Source organism: Kribbella sp. NPDC049174 (genome assembly GCF_043197365.1).
Taxonomy (GTDB): domain Bacteria; phylum Actinomycetota; class Actinomycetes; order Propionibacteriales; family Kribbellaceae; genus Kribbella.
Genome location: NZ_JBICSZ010000001.1, coordinates 1,820,298 through 1,835,276, shown reverse-complemented (window position 1 = coordinate 1,835,276; position 14,979 = coordinate 1,820,298). Strand labels below are relative to the sequence as shown.

Below are 14,979 nucleotides of genomic sequence, written 5' to 3'. Positions count from 1 at the left end.
CGAAGTCGCCAGGCTCGGGAAAACGATCGCCGGGTATCGGGAGACGGGATAGCCTGTCCGGGATCCGGTCGTACTGGAGGGATGGATGCTGGAGTCGCTGGGGGTGGAACCGTCCGACGAACTGGCCTACCGCGCGCTGCTTGCCGCTCCGGGGTGCGACCTGACCGAGTTCGCCAAACGACTCGATCGGGACGAGAAAGAGGTCCTCGCGACGGTCGAGCGGCTCGCGGAGCTCGGGCTGCTGACGACCACGGCCGACGCGCCGCCACGCCTGTTGCCGACCCGTCCCGATGTGGCGGTCGACGCGCTGGTCGCCGTCCGGCGGGCCGAGCTGGACCGGGTGCGTGCCGAGGCCCGGGTGTTGCTCACCGAGTTGCGGGCCCAGGAGCAGCACCGGCCGGAGAACCTGGTCGAGGTGATCGTCGGGCAGGAGGCGATCGCGGCCCGGTTCGCACAGTTGCTGAACGGGACGTGTGAGCAGTTGATGGTGCTGGACCGGCCGCCGTACGCGTCGCGGCCCGGTGAGTCCGACCCCCGGGTCCGCGGGCTGCTCAGCGAGGGTGTGGTTGTCCAGGGCATCTACTCCCCCGACTCCCTCGACGTACCGGGTGGAGTGGACGAGGCGTTCAGCGCGGCCGATGCCGGCGAGACGTCACGGGTGCATCCACAGCTGCCGATGAAGCTGGCCGTGTTCGACCGCCGGGTGGCGCTGATGCCGCTGGCGGTCGATCAGTTGGTCGACACCGCGCTCGTCGTCCATCCGTGTGCGCTGCTGGACGCGCTGATCGAGATGTTCACGCTGCTGTGGGATCAGGCCGTGCCGGTGGTGCCCCTGGCCAAGACGGATCCGCAGGACGCACGGCTGATGACGTTGCTCGCCGCCGGGTTCAAGGACGACGCGATCGCGCGGCAGCTCGGGTTGAGCAGCCGTACGGTCGGGCGCCGGGTCGCCGAGCTGATGGAGACGCTGGGTGCGCGGACCCGGTTCCAGGCCGGGATCCACGCCCAGCGCCGCCATCTGCTCGAGAACGTCGACGGCTGACTCAGCAGGTGCCGAGCATCTGCTGCAGGGCGGTCTTCTCCGCCGACTGCAGCGACAGGCCGTAGGTGTGCTTCACCCAGATCCATTCGCGGGCGTAGATGCAGTGCACCGAGGTGTTCGGCGGCTTCCACGCGGACGGGTCCTTGTCACCCTTCGAGCGGTTGCTCGATGCGGTCACCGCGATCAGTTGCGCGATGGTCAGGTCATTGGCGAACTGCTGACGGCGGGACGTGCTCCAGGTGTTCGCACCTGACTTCCACGCCTCGGCGAGCGGCACGATGTGGTCGATGTCGATCGACGAGTCGTCCTCGACCCAGGTGGCGTCGTACACGCTGTACCAGCTGCCGGCGGTCGGCTCGCACTGGCTGTCGACCGTGACGCCGGTGCCGTCGCGTTTGAGCACCTGGTCGCGGGTGTCACAGGTTCCGGACTGGGTGATCCAGTGCGGGAACAGGTCCCGGCTGTAGCCGCTGGTGGAGCCCTCGGCCTTGACCGTGAGACCCGCCAGCTGGGTGGCCGCCGTACTGGCCGACGGCGGGGTCGGTGGGTAGGCCAGCGCCGGTCCGGCGCCGAGGGCCCACGCCGTCACCGTGGCGACGGCAGTGATCATCAAGGTGGTGAAGCGTCGCATCAGTCAGGCCTCCGAAGGGTCGGGCGGGTCCCCCCTGACGTGCTGCCCTCAGCCTTCCCCGATCACTCGGCGTGAGAAACCACCTACCGATGAAAGCCGCGTGAACGGTCCCGCTCAGGCCGGTGCCGGTGCGGCCGGCTCGAAGCCGGCGAGCATCTCCTCCAACGCGTGCTGATCCGGTCCGACGAAGGCATCGGCCTGCGGTGCCGTCTCGAGCAGGTCCAGGAACTCCGTCGTGTGGCCCGGCGCCGGCGGCAGGTGGCTGCTGAGGATGACGTCGGGATCCATCTCCCGGAGCGGCTGGACGGTACGCCGGAACGCTCCCTGGTCGACGTTGTGCACCCACGGACTGTCGAGCGTTGCCCACAGCAGCTGTCCACCACGCAGCGCGTCCCGCGGAGCGTCGCTGACATCACCGCAGTCGGCGAGCTCCGACGTCGGCATCGGCGCGCCGAAACAGTCGGAACTGAAGCACGCCCGCGAGCGGTCGTCGTAGAAACCGACGGTCGCCGGACTGTCGTACAACGGCGGCCGGAAGGCCGTCACCGTCCGGTCGCCCAGCGAGAGCGACTGGCCGGGATTCAGCAGGTAGAGCCGGTCCATCGGCAGTGGCCGCTCGGTCGACATGATCCCGGCGCCGACGAAGGTCGTGATGAGGCGTGCCTGCGGTGCCGCCTCGAGCAGGTCGAACAGCGAACCGGTGTGATCCCGGTCCGGGTGGGTCAGCCAGATCCACCGGACGTCCTGCGGATCCACCACCGAGCCGAGCGCGTCCATGAATCCGCGGTCCGGCAGGCTCAACCCGGTGTCGATCACCAACGGCTCGGCCGCCATCAGCACGAACGCGTTGATCGGCAGGAAGCCGATCCCCGGCACTGGCAGTTGGTCACTCAGCACGCTGATGTCAGCGCCGACACGGTTGATCCGCATGATGTTTTCCCCCTTTGGAGTCCCGCCGTCACCCACAGCGAGAACGCCGAAACGGCTTCTCTTCGGAGCGTCCGCCGCCACCCCAGCGCTGTCAAGAATCCGGACCGACCCTTTATTTACAAGGCTTCTCGGTACCGAAATGCTGCAGACTCAGCCGTGCTCCACCACGGTCAGGGTCCAGCCGGCACCGGTGCGCTCGAGCTCGGCGTTCCAGCGTTCGCTCACCAGCTTGTGCAGCGCCTTCGGCGTCCCCGGATCCTTGCCGGATTCAACCAAGTGGCGGGCGACCAGGCCGCGGGTGTGCTTGGCGTTGTGCGAGACGACCGACCGGACGCCGCCGCGCTCGCGGACCACGTTCACCGAGACCCACTTGGCGGCCTGGTCCCCGCTCGGGCGCCAGGCGGAGACGTAGGTGGACGAACGGCAGTCGACGATCACCCCGTCGGTCCCGGCCAGTACGACGGCCAACGGGTCGCGCCACACCGACGCGAGCGGTCCGAGGCCGGGCAACGTCGTACCCATGGAGAGCCGGTACGGCGGTACGCGGTCGGCCATCCGCAACGCGCCCCACGCGGCGGACACCACGAGCAGGCGATTCCCGGCCCGGCGCTTGCTGCCGGCGGACAGGGTGGAGTAGCCGAGGGCGTCGTACAGGACGCCCGAGTACAGCTCCGACACCGGCACGGCCGGCTCGGTGCGCCAGCGGGTGTTCCGGTCGACCTCGTGCTGAAGCGAAGCGCCGACACCCAGTACGTCGTACGCGTCGGAGGAAGCGGAGACCTTCGCCAAAGTGTCGAGGACCTGCTCACGGACAGGAGTGAGCTCCGGGAACGACAGCGACGCATGGTCGACAGCGCGCCCCCGGGACCGTCCGGTCTTCCCCTCCGACGGTGGCAGCAGAATCAGTGTCATGGGGCCTCCCAGCCTGGACTGAGGAGCGTAGGGAGCCCGGTTATGGGGCCTCCCGGCCTGGACTGAGGAGCGGAGGGAGCGAAGCGACTGGAGCGACGGGGGAAGGCCGGGAGTTCAAGCCCCATGACCCGCCGCGCCGGAGGCGTGGCATCCAACACAGCGACTGGAGCGACGAGGGAAGGCTGGGAGTCAAAGCCCCATGACACCCGTGCCGGAGGCGCGGCATTCAACACTGTCACGTGAGTTCGTCCAAGGTGGCCAGGTCGGCGGCGGTCGGGTCCCAGAGGCCGGCGGCGACGTTCTGCGCGATCTGCTCCGGCTTGGTCGCGCCTGCGATCACCGACGCGACCGCGGGCTGGGCCGCGAGGCCGCCGATGGCGACGTCGATCATGCTCAGGTTGCGCTCGGCCGCGAACGTCTCGAGCGCCTCGATCTTGTCGAAGTCCGCCCGCGCCAGCCGCTCCGGCTGGGTGGCGAGCCGGCTGCCTTCGGGTGCCTCCTCGCCGCGCTTGTACTTGCCGGTGAGCAGTCCGGAGGCCAGCGGGAAGAACGGCAGGATGCCGATACCCAGGTGCTCGCAGGCCGGGACCAGTTCGTCCTCGACGTCGCGATCGAGCAGGGAGTACTGGTTCTGCGCGCTGATGAAGTGCTCCAGGCCGGCGGTGCGCGCGGCCCAGTCGGCGTCGATCACCTGCCAGCCGGCGAACTGCGAGCTGCCGATGTACCGGACCTTGCCCTCGGCAACCAGCTCGGTCAGCGCCGCCAGGGTCTCCTCGATCGGGGTGACCTGGTCCGGGAAGTGCAGCTGGTAGAGGTCGATCCAGTCGGTGCCGAGCCGCTGCAGGCTCGACTCGACCGCCTTGCGGATGTACCGGCGGGAGCCGCGGACACCCCAGTCCGGGCCGTTCGCCCCCTGCATGTCACCGCCGAACTTGGTCGCGACGATCACCTCGTCGCGGCGGCTGCCGAGCGCCTTGCCGAGCAGTTCCTCGCTGTACCCGTGCTCACCGCGGTAGATGTCCGCGGTGTCGAACAGCGTGATCCCCGCGTCCACCGCGGCGTTCACCACCGCGTCCGTCCGGGTCGCGTCGAGGCGCCGCCCGAAGTTGTTGCAGCCCAGTCCCACCACGCTGACCGTGAGGCCGGAGTCACCCAGCTGCCGGTACTCCATATCCGTCATGTGCACAGCCTAGTAACGGCATAGAGTTGCGGGCATGCCGAGTCTCACTGTCGACGGCGCCCGTACCCGGGCCGCCGCGCTCTCCGTCCAGTCCTACGACGTCGACCTCGACCTGACCCAGGGCGAGCGGACGTTCGGATCCACCACCACGATCAGGTTCACCGCCGCCAGTACGACGACGTGGCTGGACGTGAAACCGGACGAGCTCGTCTCGGTGACGCTGAACGGCACGACGGTCGACGTCGCCGGACTGAACGACGGCCGGCTCGAGCTGACCGGCCTGCAGCCGGACAACGAGCTGGTCGTGGTCGCGTCGATGCTCTACTCGCACGACGGTGAGGGACTGCACCGCGCGGTCGACGCCGCGGACGGTCTCGTCTACACCTACGCGATGTCATTCCTGGACGCGGCGCCACGGATCTTCGCGTGTTTCGACCAGCCCGATCTCAAGGCGCCGTACCGGATGAAGGTCACCGCGCCGCCGGAGTGGCTGGTGCTCGGGAACGGCGCGGCCACCCAGGTCTCCCCCGGTCGCTGGGAGCTGGCCGAGACGCCGCCGCTGTCGACGTACTTCGTCACCATCGTGGCCGGGCCGTACCACCAGATCACCGATTCCCACGACGGGATCCCGCTGAGCGTGGTCACGCGGCAGTCGCTGAAGGAGGCGCTCGAGCGGGAGGCCGAGGACATCTTCACGGTCTCCAAGCAGTCCTTCGACGAGTACCACCGGATGTTTGGCTACCGGTACCCGTTCGGTGAGTACCACCAGGCCTTCGTCCCGGAGTTCAACGCCGGCGCGATGGAGAACCCGGGCTGCGTGACCTTCCGCGACTCGATGGTGTTCCGGTCCGCCGTGACCGATGGCGAGCGCAGCAGCCGGGCCCGGACCGTCGTCCACGAGATGGCGCACCAGTGGTTCGGCGACATCGTCACGATGGAGTGGTGGAACGACCTCTGGCTGAACGAGTCGTTCGCCGAGTACATGGCCCACCGCGTCTCGACCGACGCCACGCAGTACACAGACAACTGGATCGACTTCGCCTTCATCCGGAAGTGGTGGGGCCTGCAGGCCGACCAGCGCTCGTCCACCCACCCGGTCGCGGCCGACCCGGTCAAGGACGCACTCGCGTCGCTCGACGACTTCGACGGCATCTCCTACGCCAAGGGCGCCGCGGTGCTCAAGCAGCTGGCCGCGTACCTCGGTGACGACGTCTTCCTGGCCGGCGTCCGGGCGCACATCCAGTCCAACGAGTTCGGCAACGCGACCTTCGGCGACCTGGTGGCCAAGTGGACCGCGGCCGGCGCCGTCGACCTCGACAACTGGGCCCAGCACTGGCTGCGCACCCCGGGCCTCGACACGATCAGCGCGTCCCGCACCGACACCGGGATCACGCTGCGCCGCGTCGCCCCGACCGAGTTCCCGGCTGAGCGTCCGCACAAGCTGACGGTCGGCGGGTACGACGCGGACGGCCGGGGTACGACGGTCGACGTACTGCTGGACGCGGACGAGGTGGCGGTGGCGCTCGACCCGTCGGTCGCGGTGGTGATCCCGGACGCGGGTGACGACACCTGGGCGAAGATCCGGCTCGACGCGGACAGCCTGGCGAACCTGCCGTCGGTGCTGCCGAAGATCTCGGACGGCGTGACGCGGGCCGTCGTCCTGAACAGCATCCGCGACGCCGTCGCCGACGCCGAGCTCGACCCGAAGCTCGGGTTCGACGTCCTGATCGGGATGCTGCCGCACGAGACCAGCGACATCGCGGTCGGCACGATGGTCGGCTGGGCGAACTCGCACCTGCTCGGCATCTACCTGCCCTACGAGCCGTACCGCGGTCAGCTGGCCGACGCACTCGGTGCTCGACTGCGGACCGCGCCGGCCGGGAGCAGCCTGCAGCTGGCGGTCGCGCGTGGGTACGTGCGTTTCACCGACGAGGCCGGCGTGCTCAAGGGCTGGCTGACCGGTGAGGGCGTGCCGGACGGACTCGCGATGGACGCGGACCTGCGGTGGACGGTTCTACTTCAGCTCGCCCGTCTCGGTGCGGTCGGCGATCCGGAGATCGACGCCGAGCTCGAGCGCGACACGTCGTCCGAGGGCGTCGTACATGCCGTTCGGTGCCGCGCCGCACTGCCGACGCCGGAGGCCAAGGAGCGCGCCTGGACGCTGATCGCGACGGATGCCGAGGTCGCGAACTACGAGCTCTACGCCGCGTGCGAGGGCTTCTGGCACCCGGGTCAGCTCGAGCTCACCGCGCCGTACGTGGACCGGTACTTCGCCGAGATCGCCGGCACCGAGAAGCTGCGGTCCGGCTGGGTGGTCGCCCACAGCGCCAAGCTTGCCTTTCCCCGGTACGCCGTCGAGCAGCCGACCGTCGCGCGGGCCTCGGACCTGGTCGCGGACGAATCGGTCGCGGCCGGCATCCGGCGATCGGTCGGCGACAGTGTGGACGACCTGAAACGGGCTCTTGCGGTCCGTTCGGTGTTCACCGGCTGAGCTGGATGTCCCATGAATGTCGCGGTCACACCGTGTTGTGACTACTGTGACTGGTGTGATCACAAGGACCCTTGTGAGCAGGCAAGATGTGATTTCGTGACGTAACCTCCACAATGACCGCGCGGCACGGCGCGCCGGTCTTGGTCTGGCACCACGTCCCGGGAGAGACTGTCGAGAACCGCACAGGAGAACAAAGGCAATGCGCGAGGCGAGGCTCGTCGGTCTGAGCCAGGATGGCAAGCAACTCATCCTGGCGCTGGCAGAGACGGGTGAGGAGTTCGCCGTCCCGGTCGACGACCGGTTGCGTGCGGCCCTGCGCGGCGACCGTGCCCGACTCGGCCAGCTGGAGATTCAAATGGAGAGCGCGCTGCGCCCACGAGACATCCAGGCTCGTATCCGCGCCGGCGAAAGTCCCGAGGCGGTCGCAGCCGTCGCCCAGATGCCGATGGAACGCGTGATGGCGTTCGCCGGCCCTGTCCTGGCCGAGCGCGATCACATCGCCAGCCTCGCGCAGCGTGCTTCGGTCCGCCGTCGCGGCGGCGCCGACGCCCCGGCCCGCAACCTCGGTGCCTGGGTCACCGAGCGACTCCGTACCCGCCAGGTCGACCCCGCGTCGGCCGAGTGGGACGCGTGGCGTCGCGACGACGGCCGCTGGGCCGTGCGCGTCTCCTACTTCGTCGAGAGTCTCGACGAGGCGGAGCAGAAGGAAGAAAAGATCGCGATGTTCGCGTACGACGCTCCCGGTCGGTACGCGGTCCCGGACGACGACGAGGCCCGCTGGCTGGTCGGCGAGCAGGCGCAGGTGATGCCGCCGCCGGTCCAGCCGACCTATCAGCCCGGTGAGCGCCGGCTGTCCGCGGTGGCCGACATCGACCTGTCCGTCGCGCCCGACCACGGCGCCGACAGCTACGAGGCCGGCTTCGAGGACACGGTCAGCCTGCCCCGCCGAAACCACCCTGTTTCCCGCGACAGCGGCCGTGATACCGCCCGCGAGAGCGGGCGCGACGCGTCCCGCGATGCCGGGCGTGACGGGTTCGCCGCCCGGGAGACGCCGCGGGAGCCGGAGCGCGGTCCGCGCCGGGTGCACTCGGTCCCTGACCCGGACACCGAGCCGACGCTGATCGACGTACCGATCGAGCAGCCGCCGGCCCTGCGTCCGGCGGTCCGCGCCGTCGAGCGGCCGACCCAGCTCCCGGTCGAGGCCGCCTCCCTGACTCCTCCGGAGGAGCGTGCGGCCGCGCCGGAGAACCCGTTCACCGAGCGCCGTACGTCGGCACCGACCCGACGCACTCCCGAGGACCGCACTCCCCCGCCGGCGCCGGTCGAAGAGCCCGCGCCGGCCCAGCAGCCTGCCGCCGAGCCCGCCCGGCCGGCCTCGGAACCGGCCGCCAAGCCCGAGCCTGCCGCTCAGGCCGCCACCGAGACGGCCAGTGCTGAGTCCGCAGCCACCGAAGAGACTCCCGCCGAGCCCAAGAAGAAGCCGGCCCGCCGCAACAACAAGCGCGCCAGCGTCCCCAGCTGGGACGAGATCATGTTCGGCAAGAAAGCCGACTGACCTGGACCATCGGCCCGGTAGGTTCGCCGACCGTGGTCACAGGTCTAGAGGAAGCTGCCCTGGCAGCAACAGTGCTGGCAGTACGACGCGATCCGGGCGCAAGAGACGCGGTCGAGAAGTGCTGGCTCCCGCTCCAAGAGGCGCAGCACGACGGACAGCGGAGTGTGCTGCTGCTCGGCTGGGCCTTCCTTGCGCTGGATGATCCCGCTTCCGCCTGGGAGTGCTTCAGGTCGGCAGTGGAGGCCGGGCAGCGGACGGCTGAACTGCTGGCTGGTTGACACATCACGGACAGTTGTCCCAGATGGCGGACGGTGTTTGGCATCCCGCGGGCGCTCTGCCATCATCTTCGGCATGCACCTGCTGTGTTGTTGCTGTTGTCGCTGACGCGCGCCGTCTCCCGGCGCACGAGGCCCTGCCCCTTTCCGTGGCCCGCCCGCCGACACCAGCACTCACAGGATCTTCCGCATGAATCTCCCGGCCTTCGCCGATCTGCTCGCGTCCCGCGGCCTCCGGCTGCTGCCCGGCTCCCACGCCGTACCGGTGGAGCTTGTCGTTCAGTTGCCCGACGCAACGATCATCCGGTTCACCGCGCGTGGCACCACGCTGCGGATGAGCCGCTACTCCCCCGACGCGCTGACCGCGATCACCATCGCCGCTGAGTGCGGTTGCGGTGACCACCACCCGCAGACCGGCCCGAGCCGGGTCACCCTGAGCCGGTACGCCGTACCGCTCGACGAACGCACCATCGACGGCGAGTTGCTGTTCGGCTGGCAGTCCCACGAGGCCGGCCTGCTCCGCCTCACCGATGCGGCCACCCACTTCTTCACCCTGCTCGACCAGCTCCAGACACCCGAGCGAGTCCTCGTCGGCGCCGCCTGAAGCCTCACTCGAGTGCGACTCGGCGGTGCCCGCGGTCAGGGGCGCCGGTGAGCCGGCTCGTGGGTGTCGTAGTGGCGGCGGGCCTCCTCGACCTTCGCCAGGTTGGGCGACCATTCGGCCAGTGAGTGGAACAGGGGTGCGAGGCTGCGGCCCAGGTCGCTGATCTCGTACTCGACCCGTGGCGGCACCTCCGGGTAGTACGTCCGGATGACCAGCCCGTCCCGCTCCAGTTGCCGCAACCGCTGCGTCAGCACCTTCGGCGTGATCACCCCGATCCGCCGCTCGAGCTCCACGAACCGCTGCCGGCCGAACTCGTTCAGCGTCCACAGGATCGGCGTCGTCCACCGGCTGAACACCACATCGACCACCGGCGCGATCGGGCACGCCTGCACCGGATCCACCGCTGTGCTGTCGATCACAAGAAGCCCCTTATCCCAATACTTTCCTCTAGGTACCTACTATGCCAGCGCAAGTAGCGTCCTCGTCAGTCAACCAACTGCACTGACCTGGAGGAGCGAACATGATCGTGGTGACCGGTGCGACGGGGAATGTCGGACGGCCGCTGGTAGAAGCGCTCGCGGCTGCGGGCGAGCAGGTGACGGCGGTGTCCCGAAGGCTCCAACGTGAGGTGGTCGGCGTTCGCCACCTCCAGGCCGATATGTCCGAGCCGGAGAGCCTCAAGCCGGCTCTGGAGGAAGCCGAAGCGGTGTTCCTGCTGACCTCGCCTGACTTCCTGGCGAACGGCAATCTCGGTGACGTCGTGAACGTCGTACGGGCGGCCGGCGTCGAGCGAGTCGTGCTGCTGTCCTCCCAAGGCGTCGGTACCAAGCGGCACCCCTCGGAGCTGGAAGATGCCGTCACGGAATCCGGCCTGGAATGGACCCTGCTCCGACCGGGCAACTTCAATTCCAACGCCTTCCAATGGGCCGAGTCGATCCGTGCTCGCCGGGTGCTCGAGGCGCCGTTCGGTGACGTCGCCTTGCCGGCTGTCGACCCGGCCGACATCGCCGACGTCGCTGCCGTGGTACTGCGCGAGCCCGGCCATGGCGGCAACATCTACACGCTGACCGGGCCGGAGCCGATCTCACCGCGGCAGCAGGCCGCGGCGATCGCGCAGGCGGTCGGCGAACCGGTGCAGTTCGTCGAGCTGAGTCGCGAGGAGGCGAAGAGCCGGATGCTCGGCTACATGCCCGAGCCAGTCGTGGAAGCCACCCTCGGCGTTCTCGGTACGCCGTCCGCCGAAGAGCAGGCCGTCAACCCAGATGTCGAGCGCGTCCTCGGCCGCCCGGCCCGGACTTTCGCCGACTGGGCCCTCCGCCACGCGGCTGTCTTCAAGTAGCCCGACGTCGGCGCGCTGCCGCCCCGACCGCCTACGCGCACAGCTTCGGGTGGGCGATCGCCTTCACCGCGAGCGCCGCCGTCCCCGCTTTGCTGCTCCCGGCGCGCAGACTCTTGAATTAGTAACACGCTTGGTTTAACTTATCCGCGCAGCTGCTGCCTTCGCGTACTTCCGGCCCGCCACCTGGAGGTTTCAGCATGACCAGACGCCTGCTCGCGGGGGTTCTCCCTGCCCTACTGCTGGCCGGTGTGCTCGCCACGCCGGCAGCACAAGCCGCCACGATGTACCCGAGCGGCGTCGGCGCCGACCTCGGACCCACCCCGACCACTCTCGGCGTGCAGCCCGCCGCCGGCGACGACCCGGCCGGGCTGCAGACCGGCACCGAGCAGGGCCGCGGCTTCTGGCGTACCAACCAGGCAGCGAACACGAGCTACCTGGAGTTCGACGTCGACCGCGACTACGTCGACGAGATCGGCACCGACGACGTCCTGGTGACGGTGACCTATCTCGACCAGGGCACCGGCACTCTCGAGCTCCAGTACGACGCCGCCGCCAATCCCCAGGCGGACGCGGACGACCTCCAGTTGGCCAACACCGGCCAGTGGCAGACCGGGACCTTCGCGCTCACCGACATCGGCTTCACCAACCGCCTCGGCGACGCCGACCTCAGGCTCTTCGGCAGCGCCGACATCACCGTCGCGAGTCTCCGGATCAGTACGGCGGGCGCCTCCACCCAACTGGGGGCGTCGCCGATCCAGAACGGCATCAGCCCGCGGGCCGGCGATCGGCCGGAGGGCCTGATCACCGGTGTGCAGGACGGCCGCCCGTACTGGCAGACCGACCGCACCGCGCCGGCACCCGGTACGAACTTCTTCTACATGAATGTCAGCGACACGTACCTGTATGACAACCGCACCGGTCTGACTCTGATCAGTGTCGACTACTTCGACGAGGGCAACGGTCGGTTCGGTCTGCACTACGACTCCCCCGGCGAGACGATCCCGGAGAAGTTCAAGAACTCCGAGCTGGTCAGCTACGGCGACACCAAGAGGTGGAAGACACACACCTTCGCGCTCCCCGACGCCGTGATGACGAACCGCTCGAACGGCGCCGACTTCCGCATCCACAACGGTGACGGCGCGGTCGACCTCAAGGTCGCGGCAGTTCGGGTCGCCAAGGTCGCCAGCACTCTCGACGTCACCGAAGGCCTGGTCGACCTGATCGACGAAACGGCCCGGATCGAGAAGGCCGCCCGTGAAGGCACCCGCGACGGCCAGTACCCGGCCGGCAGCCGAGCCACCCTTCGTACGGCGATCGACGACGCCCGCGCGATCGCGTCCACCCCGGGCGTCACCGACGTACAGGTGAAGGAAGCGCTGCAAACCCTGCAGGGAAAGCTGGATGCGTTCACTCCCGTCGACACCAACTTCGCGTCGGAAGGTACGGCGACCGCGAGCAGCGGCACCGGCGCGACCAACGTGAACGACCGCGACCACGGCAGCGTCTGGACCAGCGGCCCAGGCGACTCGTGGCTGCAGCTCGACCTCGGCAAGCGGCGACCGGTCAACGACGTACGCGTCGAATGGGCGCAGGCCTACTCTCCCGACCACACCGTCCAGGTCTCGAACGACGGGACCACCTTCACCACGGTCGGCCGCACCGGATCACCGGGCGCCAACCAGTTCAGCAAGACCCGCTTCGCGACGACCACCACGCGGTACGTCCGGGTCGCGATGACCGGCGCTGAATCCTTCATCGTCAAAGAACTCCAGCTCCGCCAGTCCCCCGTCGTCACCCCGGAGCCCCGGCTGGTCACGACGGTCAACCCCACCGAGGACGGCGTGATCGCCGACTTCGACGCCACCGAGTACGGCGCCGACCGCAGCGGAAAGCGGGACTCGACCAAGGCGATCCAGCAGGCCGTCTACGCCTGCCAGGACGCGGGCGGCGGCACCGTCTGGCTGCCGGCCGGCCGGTACAAGGTGTCCGACACGATCGAGGTGCACGCCTTCTGCACACTGCGCGGTGATCACGGCCAAGCGCCGAACTACGGCACCGTCGTCATCGCCAATCTGCAGACCGGCGACGACGGGCCGAGCCTGTTCCGGATCGGCGGCAGCGCCGGCGTGCTCGGTGTCACCACCTATTACCCGAACCAGAACGCCACCGACCCGGTCCCGTACAACTACACCTTCGAGATCCCCGGCGGCGCCTGGATCGGCAACGAGAACTACATGATGGCGACCGTCGCCGACGTCACCATGCTCAACTCCTACCGCGGGATCGGGCTCAGCACGATGCCCAACGACCGCGGCAACGCGCCCAGCTCCGGCCAGGTGCACGAATCGTCGACAATCCGCAACGTCCACGGCACCGCGCTCCTCGAAGGCGCCCGCGCCTACAACGGCGCCGACGTCGGCACCTGGGAGAACATTGCCTTCAGCAACTCCTACTGGGCGGACGCACCGGCCGCCTACAACCCGCCCGCACGCCAGGCGCTGGACTCCTGGACCCGGGCCCACGGCACCGGCCTCGTACTGGGCGACCTCGAGTGGGACCAGTTCCACCGGATCACGCTGACCGACTACCGCGTCGGCATTCATGTCGTCGCCGGGCAGCGCGCCCAGTTCACCGGCAGCTTCCTGGAGCCCGACGTACGCCGGACCGATGTCGGCATCCTCGTCAACATGATGGACGACCGCTGGGGTATGACGCTGGCCGCCGGCCGGATCGAGGGCAGCGACCACGCGATCCAGAACAACTCGCGCGGCTACGTGAAGGTCACCGGCACCACGCTCACCGGCACGGTCGACGGGATCGTCCACCGGATGTCCGGTACGGCGCCGACCTACCAGCAGAAGCCGCTTCCCAAACCGAAGCAGACCTTGTACGTCGTCAACGCGCCACACGGAGTCGGGTATCTCCCGGCCGCCGATGCGACGGGCGCCGTACAGAAGGTGCTGGACAAGGCGGGGCGGAACGGCGGCGGGATCGTCTATCTGCCCGCCGGGTGGTACCGGATCGCGACGCATCTGACCGTCCCGGCGAAGGTGGAGTTGCGCGGGGCTTCCGCCGTACCGAACCGGGATCAGTCCGGCGCGAGCGGCGGCACGGTCCTGCACGCCTCCGAGCGTGACACCGAAACCGCGCTCGTCACCCTCGGCAGGAGCGCGGGGCTGCGTGGGCTCCGGGTCTTCTATCCCGACAACAACCCCGGCCGGCCGGAAGGCGTCGTCAGCTACCCGTTCGCGGTCCGCGGTCAGGCCGGCGGCAACTACGTCATCAACGCCGGCTTCCCCAACACCTGGAACGGGCTCGAGCTGCAAGGCGACGACGTCGTCGTCCGCAAGGTCGCCGGCGCCTTCTTCGACCACGCGATCAAGCTCGGTCCGGGCCGCAACGGCCGGATCGAGGGCGTGCTCTCGAACGGGAACGCGGTCACCCGGGTCGGCTACCAGCAGCCGTACTGGATGAACGAGGGCAACATCTTCGAACTCGTCATCGACAAGTACATGCGCAAGACCGCCAAGATCGTCACCGTCGACGGCGCGACCGGGCTGAAGCTGCTCAACGTGTTCGCGTACGGCTTCCACGACGGACTCGTGGTGAACAGCGGCCAGGTCGACGCGTTCAACCTCGGCACCGACAACCTCGGCGCCGATGGCTACACCGTGAAGGTGGTCGACGGCGACGTCGAGGCGACCAACCTCGCCCGCTACAACGGCGCCACCAGCACCGGGCCGGTCACCCTGCGCAACGTGATGGTGATCAACGTCGTGCAACGCAGCATCCAGGTCGCCACCAGCGGCCCAGGCACCGCAGCCATCGCCGGCAACGAGTCCGAACCGGGAACGTACGAAGTCGGCGCGCAGGTGACCGTGACGGCGACGCCAACATCGGATAGCGTTTTCCAGAGCTGGACCGTCGACGGTGCGGTGGTCTCGACCCAGGCGTCGTACACCTTTACCGTCGCAACGGACCAGGTCCTGACCGCGAACTTCACTGCCAAGTAGGAGCGAG

General features: G+C 68.9%; 12 protein-coding genes. 7 read left to right on the top strand and 5 right to left on the bottom strand.

Annotation, left to right across the window (positions count from 1 at the left end; all coding sequences use genetic code 11):
• Positions 1-85 precede the first annotated feature (85 nt).
• Positions 86-1,042, top strand: coding sequence for a LuxR C-terminal-related transcriptional regulator (locus ACGFIF_RS08665; protein ID WP_393152933.1), 957 nt, complete (start codon positions 86-88; stop codon positions 1,040-1,042).
• A gap of 1 nt (position 1,043) precedes the next feature.
• Here ACGFIF_RS08665 and ACGFIF_RS08660 read toward each other — a convergent pair whose 3' ends face one another.
• The 4 genes from ACGFIF_RS08660 to ACGFIF_RS08645 form a co-directional block, all read right to left on the bottom strand.
• On the bottom strand, positions 1,044-1,673 hold the full coding sequence (locus tag ACGFIF_RS08660; RefSeq protein ID WP_393152931.1) for an HNH endonuclease family protein: 630 nt from the start codon (positions 1,671-1,673) through the stop codon (positions 1,044-1,046).
• A gap of 114 nt (positions 1,674-1,787) precedes the next feature.
• Complete coding sequence (locus tag ACGFIF_RS08655) at positions 1,788-2,603, bottom strand: MBL fold metallo-hydrolase (protein WP_393152929.1); 816 nt, start codon at positions 2,601-2,603, stop codon at positions 1,788-1,790.
• Between the two features lie 150 nt (positions 2,604-2,753).
• Complete coding sequence (locus tag ACGFIF_RS08650; protein WP_393152927.1) at positions 2,754-3,515, bottom strand: YaaA family protein; 762 nt, start codon at positions 3,513-3,515, stop codon at positions 2,754-2,756.
• Between the two features lie 235 nt (positions 3,516-3,750).
• Positions 3,751-4,695: an aldo/keto reductase gene (locus tag ACGFIF_RS08645; protein WP_393152925.1), complete on the bottom strand. Its 945-nt coding sequence runs from the start codon at positions 4,693-4,695 to the stop codon at positions 3,751-3,753.
• A gap of 34 nt (positions 4,696-4,729) precedes the next feature.
• Between ACGFIF_RS08645 and pepN the strand changes: the two genes are divergently transcribed.
• The 4 genes from pepN to ACGFIF_RS08625 all read left to right on the top strand — a co-directional run bounded on the left by pepN (position 4,730) and on the right by ACGFIF_RS08625 (position 9,620).
• Positions 4,730-7,186, top strand: a complete 2,457-nt coding sequence (pepN, locus tag ACGFIF_RS08640) for an aminopeptidase N (protein ID WP_393152923.1) — start codon at positions 4,730-4,732, stop codon at positions 7,184-7,186.
• Between the two features lie 199 nt (positions 7,187-7,385).
• Positions 7,386-8,741 carry a septation protein SepH gene (gene sepH, locus ACGFIF_RS08635; RefSeq protein ID WP_393152921.1) on the top strand — a complete coding sequence of 452 codons (1,356 nt, stop codon included), beginning with the start codon at positions 7,386-7,388 and terminating at the stop codon, positions 8,739-8,741.
• A gap of 32 nt (positions 8,742-8,773) precedes the next feature.
• Positions 8,774-9,019 carry a hypothetical protein gene (locus ACGFIF_RS08630; RefSeq protein ID WP_393152919.1) on the top strand — a complete coding sequence of 82 codons (246 nt, stop codon included), beginning with the start codon at positions 8,774-8,776 and terminating at the stop codon, positions 9,017-9,019.
• 187 nt (positions 9,020-9,206) lie between these two features.
• Complete coding sequence (locus tag ACGFIF_RS08625) at positions 9,207-9,620, top strand: hypothetical protein (RefSeq protein WP_393152917.1); 414 nt, start codon at positions 9,207-9,209, stop codon at positions 9,618-9,620.
• A 35-nt stretch (positions 9,621-9,655) separates the two neighbouring features.
• On the opposite strand, the gene ACGFIF_RS08620 is transcribed toward ACGFIF_RS08625, so the two are convergent.
• Entirely contained in the window at positions 9,656-10,039 is a 384-nt protein-coding gene (locus tag ACGFIF_RS08620; protein WP_393152915.1) for a winged helix-turn-helix transcriptional regulator, read from the bottom strand.
• A 101-nt stretch (positions 10,040-10,140) separates the two neighbouring features.
• Between ACGFIF_RS08620 and ACGFIF_RS08615 the strand changes: the two genes are divergently transcribed.
• On the top strand, positions 10,141-10,959 hold the full coding sequence (locus tag ACGFIF_RS08615; protein ID WP_393152913.1) for an NAD(P)H-binding protein: 819 nt from the start codon (positions 10,141-10,143) through the stop codon (positions 10,957-10,959).
• Positions 10,960-11,156: 197 nt separating this feature from the next.
• The gene (locus ACGFIF_RS08610; RefSeq protein ID WP_393152911.1) at positions 11,157-14,972 is read left to right on the top strand and encodes a glycosyl hydrolase family 28-related protein; all 3,816 of its coding nucleotides are present in this window, start codon (positions 11,157-11,159) and stop codon (positions 14,970-14,972) included.
• Positions 14,973-14,979: the final 7 nt, after the last annotated feature.